The organism is Actinacidiphila rubida, from assembly GCF_900110255.1.
GTDB lineage: Bacteria > Actinomycetota > Actinomycetes > Streptomycetales > Streptomycetaceae > Actinacidiphila > Actinacidiphila rubida.
The window spans coordinates 180,453-186,801 of sequence record NZ_FODD01000017.1 but is presented as its reverse complement, the minus strand read 5'-3'; the positions used below and the strand labels follow the sequence as shown (position 1 = coordinate 186,801).

The 6,349-nt window shown below is 73.4% G+C and carries 4 protein-coding genes, 2 rRNA genes and 1 pseudogene; 4 read left to right on the top strand and 3 right to left on the bottom strand.

Annotated features, from left to right (window positions below):
- Positions 1 to 321 (top strand): 23S ribosomal RNA (locus BMW99_RS18605); the annotation flags it as partial.
- Positions 322 to 455: 134 nt separating this feature from the next.
- Positions 456 to 572 (top strand): 5S ribosomal RNA (rrf, locus tag BMW99_RS18600).
- A 342-nt stretch (positions 573 to 914) separates the two neighbouring features.
- On the opposite strand, the gene BMW99_RS41370 is transcribed toward rrf, so the two are convergent.
- A complete protein-coding gene (locus BMW99_RS41370; protein WP_177226086.1) occupies positions 915 to 1,760 on the bottom strand; it encodes a hypothetical protein in 846 nt (281 codons plus the stop codon).
- A gap of 285 nt (positions 1,761 to 2,045) precedes the next feature.
- Here BMW99_RS41370 and BMW99_RS18595 point away from each other — a divergent pair.
- Positions 2,046 to 2,691 (top strand): annotated as a pseudogene (locus BMW99_RS18595) (hypothetical protein); the annotation flags it as partial.
- A 451-nt stretch (positions 2,692 to 3,142) separates the two neighbouring features.
- On the opposite strand, the gene BMW99_RS18590 reads toward BMW99_RS18595, so the two are convergent.
- On the bottom strand, positions 3,143 to 4,414 hold the full coding sequence (locus BMW99_RS18590) for a DUF1015 family protein (RefSeq protein WP_069467516.1): 1,272 nt from the start codon (positions 4,412 to 4,414) through the stop codon (positions 3,143 to 3,145).
- A 72-nt stretch (positions 4,415 to 4,486) separates the two neighbouring features.
- Between BMW99_RS18590 and BMW99_RS18585 the strand changes: the two genes are divergently transcribed.
- Positions 4,487 to 5,518: an HAD-IIA family hydrolase gene (locus tag BMW99_RS18585; RefSeq protein ID WP_176735777.1), complete on the top strand. Its 1,032-nt coding sequence runs from the start codon at positions 4,487 to 4,489 to the stop codon at positions 5,516 to 5,518.
- A gap of 11 nt (positions 5,519 to 5,529) precedes the next feature.
- Here the strand turns inward: BMW99_RS18585 and BMW99_RS18580 are convergent, their stop codons facing one another.
- On the bottom strand, positions 5,530 to 6,348 hold the full coding sequence (locus BMW99_RS18580) for a siderophore-interacting protein (protein WP_069467518.1): 819 nt from the start codon (positions 6,346 to 6,348) through the stop codon (positions 5,530 to 5,532).
- Position 6,349 lies beyond the last annotated feature (1 nt).

Genomic DNA, 6,349 nt, shown 5'->3' with positions numbered 1-6,349 from the left:
TGGGTTTAGAACGTCGTGAGACAGTTCGGTCCCTATCCGCTGCGCGCGCAGGAGTCTTGAGAAGGGCTGTCCCTAGTACGAGAGGACCGGGACGGACGAACCTCTGGTGTGCCAGTTGTCCTGCCAAGGGCATGGCTGGTTGGCTACGTTCGGGAGGGATAACCGCTGAAAGCATCTAAGCGGGAAGCCTGCTTCGAGATGAGGACTCCCACCCACTTGATGGGGTAAGGCTCCCAGTAGACGACTGGGTTGATAGGCCGGATGTGGAAGCACCGTAAGGTGTGGAGCTGACCGGTACTAATAGGCCGAGGGCTTGTCCATATATGCACGCGTCCACTGTTTGGTTCCCGGGTTGCGAACGGTCGCACCGGTGAACAGATCACTCAACTGAAAAGTGTGCTTGTTCGCTCGGACTCTGTCGATGTCCCGCTTCGTGCGGGGCGGCCCGATAGTGTTTCGGTGGTCATAGCGTTAGGGAAACGCCCGGTTACATTCCGAACCCGGAAGCTAAGCCTTTCAGCGCCGATGGTACTGCAGGGGGGACCCTGTGGGAGAGTAGGACGCCGCCGAACAATCTTTCTGGACCCCTGGTCCTGGCCTGAGCGCTGGGATCGGGGGTCCTTTTGTTTTCCCCCGCATTTGTTTCGCCGTCCGCCAGGACGCGCCGGCCCCGCCGCTGCGGGAGACTTGCACTGCAGCAGTACGAACCGACAGGAGTCATGTCGATGTCCAACTCACCTGAAGACCGGCCCGAGCGCCCGGAGCGTCGGGATTCCCGTGATGGCGGTTACCGCCGTGAGGACCGACGTGACGACCGCCCGCGTGGTCCGCGTCGCGACGACGATCGCGGTGGTCCCCGCCGTGACGACCGTCGTGACGACCGCCCCCGCACCGACCGTCCGCGTGACGACCGGTCAGGCGGCGGCGCCCGCAGGGACGATCGTGGTGGATTCCGCCGCGACGACCGTCCCTCCGGTGGCCCCCGTCGTGACGACCGCCCGTCCGGTGGTGGTTTCCGTCGTGACGACCGCCCGTCCGGTGGCGGTTTCCGCCGCGATGACCGCCCCTCCGGTGGTGGCTTCCGCCGCGATGACCGCCCGTCGGGTGGCCCCCGTCGTGACGACCGTCCGTCCGGTGGTTTCCGTCGGGATGACCGTCCGCGTGACGACCGTCGTGACGAGCGTCCCCGCGACGACCGCGGTGGTTTCCGTCGCGATGACCGTCGTGACGATCGCCCGCGTTACGACCGGCCGCGTGATGACCGCTCCGACCGTCCGTCCGGTGGTGGCTTCCGTCGTGACGACCGCCCCTCCGGTGGCCCCCGTCGTGACGACCGTCCGTCCGGTGGTGGATTCCGCCGCGATGACCGTCCGTCCGGTGGCCCCCGTCGTGACGACCGTCCGTCGGGTGGTTTCCGTCGCGATGACCGTCCGCGTGACGACCGTCGTGACGAGCGTCCCCGTGACGACCGCGGTGGTTTCCGCCGTGACGACCGCCCGCGTGATGACCGCGGTGGTTTCCGTCGGGATGACCGTCGTGACGATCGCCCGCGTTACGACCGGCCGCGTGATGACCGCTCCGACCGTCCGTCCGGTGCTGGCTTCCGTCGTGACGACCGCCCCTCCGGTGGTTTCCGTCGTGACGACCGCCCGTCGGGTGGCGGTTTCCGTCGGGATGACCGTCCGCGTGACGACCGTCGTGACGAGCGTCCCCGTGACGACCGTCCCCGCTACGACCGCCCCCGTGACGACCGGCCGCATGGTCCGCGCCGTGACGACGACCGCGGTGGGTTCCGCCGTGACGAGCGTCGCGACGACCGCCCGCGCGGTCCGCGTCGCGACGACGACCGCGGCGCCCCCCGCCGCGACGACCGTGACCGTGGGGAGCGCGGCTACGGCCGGCGTCCCGTCGTCGAGGGCCGCGGCCGGTTCGAGAGCCGCGGTGGCAGGGACGAGCGCCGTGACGACCGCGAGCCGATCAAGCGCCTGCCGATCCCGGAGGAGGTCACCGGGCAGGAGATCGACCCGAGCGTCCGTCAGGAGCTGATGAGCCTGCCGAAGACTCTCGCCGAGGACGTCGCGCGCAACCTCGTCATGGTCGCGCGCCTCCTCGACGAGGACCCCGAGCAGGCGTACGCCTACTCGCGCGTGGCCCTGCGGCTCGCGTCCCGTGTGGCCGCCGTGCGCGAGGCCGCCGGCTTCGCGTCGTACGCCACCGAGCGCTACGGAGAGGCCCTGGCCGAGTTCCGGGCGACGCGCCGGATGACCGGGACCGTCGACCTGTGGCCGGTGATGGCGGACTGCGAGCGCGGGCTCGGGCGTCCCGAGCGTGCCCTGGAGATGGCCGGTGCGCCCGAGGTGCACAAGCTCGACAAGGCCGGCCAGGTGGAGATGCGGCTGGTCGCCGCCGGCGCCCGGCAGGACATGGGCCAGGCCGAGGCGGCCGTGGTCACCCTGCAGAGCTCGGAGCTGGCGTCCAACACGGTGCAGCCGTGGACCGCGCGGCTGCGTTACGCGTACGCCGACGCCCTGCTGGCCGTCGGGCGCGAGAGCGAGGCCCGCGACTGGTTCGCCAAGGCGGCCGAGGCCGACCACAACGGCACCACGGACGCCTCCGACCGCCTCGCGCAGCTCGACGGCGTGGAGTTCGTCGACGCGTTCGCCGAGGACGCGGAGGAGGGCACCGACACCGCCGCGGGTGCGGCGGCTGCCGACGCGTCCCGGACCGCGCACCCCGACGACGACGCCGATGAGGACGACGCCGATGAGTCCGACGACGTCGATGACGCCGACGACGAGGATGACGACGCGGACGAGGATGACGACTCCGACGACGCCGACCATGCGGACGACTCCGACGATGACGACGACGATGACGACGAGCAGGGCGACGCCGACGACGTCCGCGCGGACCACAAGGGCGGCGCGGGCGACGACCTGACGGACGAGGACGACCCGTCCTCGTTCCTGGACTCGCCGTTCCGCGCGCCGTCCACGCCGGAGCGCGAGGACGACTGACCGGCGCTGCGGCACCGGCACCCACCGGGTGCCGGTGCCGCTGTGTCTCCACGTCTCCACGTCTCCACGTCGACAGGGCGGCCGGACAGGGCGGCATCCGCATCGCGGGTGCCGCCCTCGGCGTGTCAGCCCAGGTCCAGTCCGCGCATGACGAGTCCGCTGGCCGGTTTCGGTCCGAACGACGTGGACTTGCGCGGCATCATCACGCCGTCCCGCGCCAGTTCCAGCACCACCCGCTCGTCCACGGGGTGCATCAGCACCGCGCTGCCGCCCAGCCGTTCGGCCAGTTCGACGGCCGCGCCCGTGTCGTGGATGTAGCGGATGTGCTCGGGCGCGTCGGGCACCTGCCAGACCTCGTCCAAAAGCAGGTGGTGCAGCACGGTCGCGTCCAGGTGCCGCCACGCCGGAGGGCGGTCGGCGCGGACGGCGGACGCGATCCGGTCCGGTGCCGGCCGGTCCAGCAGGTGGTAGCCGTCGCCGGCGAGCACGAACGCGTTGCCGTCCGCGGCGGCCTCGGCGAGGGCGGCGAGCGCGGTGTCGAGCGAGGCGCCGAGGGCGCGCACCCGGAAGGCGCCGCCCGCGGCCTCGAGCGCGGCCCCGACCGGCAGCCCGGGCAGCACCCGGTGGATCGCCCTGACCCGCAGCGGGTAGCGGGCGGAGTCGACGAGCAGGACCAGGCCGTAGTCCCAGGGGCCGCCCGGCCGGTGTTCGGCCTGCAGGCGGCGGTAGGTGGCCCAGCGGTGGTGGCCGTCGGCGATGAGGGCCTGGCGGGTGGCGAGGTCGGCGTCGATCGCCGCGAGGTCGCCGGGGTCGGTGAGCGCCCACAGCCGGTGGCGGACGCCGTCCTCCGTGGTGGTGGCCAGCAGCGGTCGCGCGCCGGCTGCCGTGCGCTCGACGACGCGTGCCGTCGCGTCCCCGTCGCGGTAGACCAGCAGCAGGGGTTCGAGGTTGGCGCGGGTGGCGGTCATCAGGGCGGCGCGGTCGGCGACCGGACCCGGCATGACGTCCTCGTGCGGCAGGACCGCGCCCTGTTCGGGTCCGCTCAGCCGCAGCGCGCCGATGACGCCGCGCTGCAGGTGGTCCCCGTCGCGCTGCTCGTAGACGTAGACGGCGGGGTGGGGGTCGGCGGCGAGCACGCCCTCGTCCAGCCACGCGGCCAGCGTGCGGGCCGCCTTGCGGTTCCGGGCGTCCGCGGTGGCGGCGTCCGGGAGGATGAGCCGGACCACGTTGTGCGGGTCGGCGGTCTCCAGGTGGCGCCGGCCGTCGGGTCGGACGACGACGTCGTACGGCGGCGAGGTGACGGCGGCCAGGCTCCCGACGCGCCCCGGGACGTAGCGCAGTCCCCTGAAGGGGGCCAGCCGCAGGCCGGATCCCGCGGCTGTGCTGGAGTAGGTCATCCGCGCATGCTACGTCCGCCGCGGGCATGAGAGATCATCGTCATGTCGCCAAAACGAGGAGAGCGAACCGCCATGACCCACAGGACCCGGCCGGACGGCAGCGGGCAGCCGCTGGACGCCGCCTACGACACGGCGCTGCTGGACCTGGACGGAGTGGTCTACGCGGGGGGCGACGCGATCGCGCACGCGGTGGACTCGCTGGCCGCGGCGCGCGCGCAGGGGATGCGGCTGGCGTACGTCACCAACAACGCGGCCCGCACGCCGCGGACGGTCGCCGCGCACCTCACCGATCTCGGGGTGCCGGCGGCCGCGGAGGACGTGATCACCTCGGCGCAGGCGGTGGCGCGGCTGATCGCCGACCAGGTGCCGGCCGGTGCGAAGGTGCTGACCGTGGGGGGCGAGGGGCTGCTGGAGGCGCTGCGGGAACGCGGCCTGGTGCCGGTGGAGTCGGCGGAGGACGGGCCGGCCGCGGCGGTGCAGGGTTACTCGCCGGAGCTGCGCTGGGCGCAGCTGGCGGAGATGGCGTACGCGGTCAACGCGGGTGTGCCGTGGTTCGCGTCGAACACGGATCTGACGATTCCGAGCGGCCGGGGCATCGCGCCGGGCAACGGCGCCGCCGTGGAGGTCGTCCGCATCGCCACGGGCGCCGCGCCGCAGGTCGCGGGGAAGCCGCTGCCGCCGATGCACCGGGAGACGGTGATCAGGACGGGCGCGCGGCGGCCGCTGGTGGTGGGTGACCGGTTGGACACCGACATCGAGGGGGCGTTCGCCGGCGGTGTCGACTCGCTGCTGGTGCTGACCGGCGTGACGACGCCGGCCGCGCTGCTGGCGGCCGAGCCGCGGCACCGGCCGACCTATGTCGGCGCCGACCTGCGGGACCTGCTGACGGCGCAGCCGGAGGTGACCGGGGCCGGGGACGGTACGGACGGCGGGTTCGCGTGCGGTGGCTGGAGCGCCTCGGCGGCGGGTGACGAGCTGGCGCTGGAGGGCGACGGCGAGCCGCTGGACGGGCTGCGGGCGCTGTGCGCCGCGGCGTGGTCCGCGGCGGGCGAGGGCTCCTGCCGGCTCGACGCCGGCAAGGCCCTGTCCCGCCTCGGCTTCTGAGCTGCCGCCGGTCAGGCCTCGGCCTCGGCCACGGCGGCGGCCAGCAGGTCGTCCTCGGTGGTCCCTCGGCGCCAGTAGCCGGTGAAGCAGACGGCCGTGCGGTCGAAGCCGCGTTCGCCGACCAGGTGGCGGCGCAGGGCGCGGACCGCGGACGCCTCCCCGGCCAGCCAGGCGTAGGGGGTGCCCGAGGGCAGGGCCGCCGCCCGCACCGCGTCGACGGGGGACTCGGGCCGCAGCAGCCAGGTGATGTCCGCGTCGGCCCTGGTGGGCAGCGGCGTGCGGTCGTCGCGGTGGCCGGCCTGGAGCCACACCTTGGCGGGCATGCCGGGGGGCAGCCAGTCCAGGATGCCGGCGATGGCGGGCAGCGCGGTCTCGTCGCCGGTCAGCAGCACCCAGTCGGTGCCGCGGGGCGGCTGGAAGTCGACGCCGCCGTTGTGCTCGGTGACGGGCGCCAGGATGGAGACCGGGTCGCCGGGGGCGGCCCGGGTGGCCCAGCGGGAGGCGGGGCCGCGGTCGCCGTGCAGCGCGAAGTCGACGTCGATCTCGGGCGGGTCGTGGCGTGTGCCGCGGATCGTGTAGGTGCGCATGATGCCGCGGACGTCGGGGTCGAGGCCCCTCCAGCGGGCGTACCAGTCGGCGTCGAGGACGTCGGGCAGGACCGGGACGTCCTGGCCCGGGTGCGGCAGGAACAGCTTGAACCGCTGGTCGCGGCCGCCGTTGACGACGCCGGCCAGGTCGTCGCCGCCCAGTACGATCCGCTGCATGGTGGGCGACAGGCGGCGGGTGCCCACGACGCGCGGGTGGAAGAACGCGTAGGTCGGCTCCGGCACG

Excerpts from the sequence above, each read along its gene's own strand:
- BMW99_RS41370 (WP_177226086.1), bottom strand. The coding sequence starts at position 1,760 with ATGCGGCCGGTCGTCACGGGGGCGGTCGTAGCGGGGACGGTCGTCACG.
- BMW99_RS18590 (WP_069467516.1), bottom strand. The coding sequence starts at position 4,414 with ATGACCTACTCCAGCACAGCCGCGGGATCCGGCCTGCGGCTGGCCCCC.
- BMW99_RS18585 (WP_176735777.1), top strand. The coding sequence starts at position 4,487 with ATGACCCACAGGACCCGGCCGGACGGCAGCGGGCAGCCGCTGGACGCC.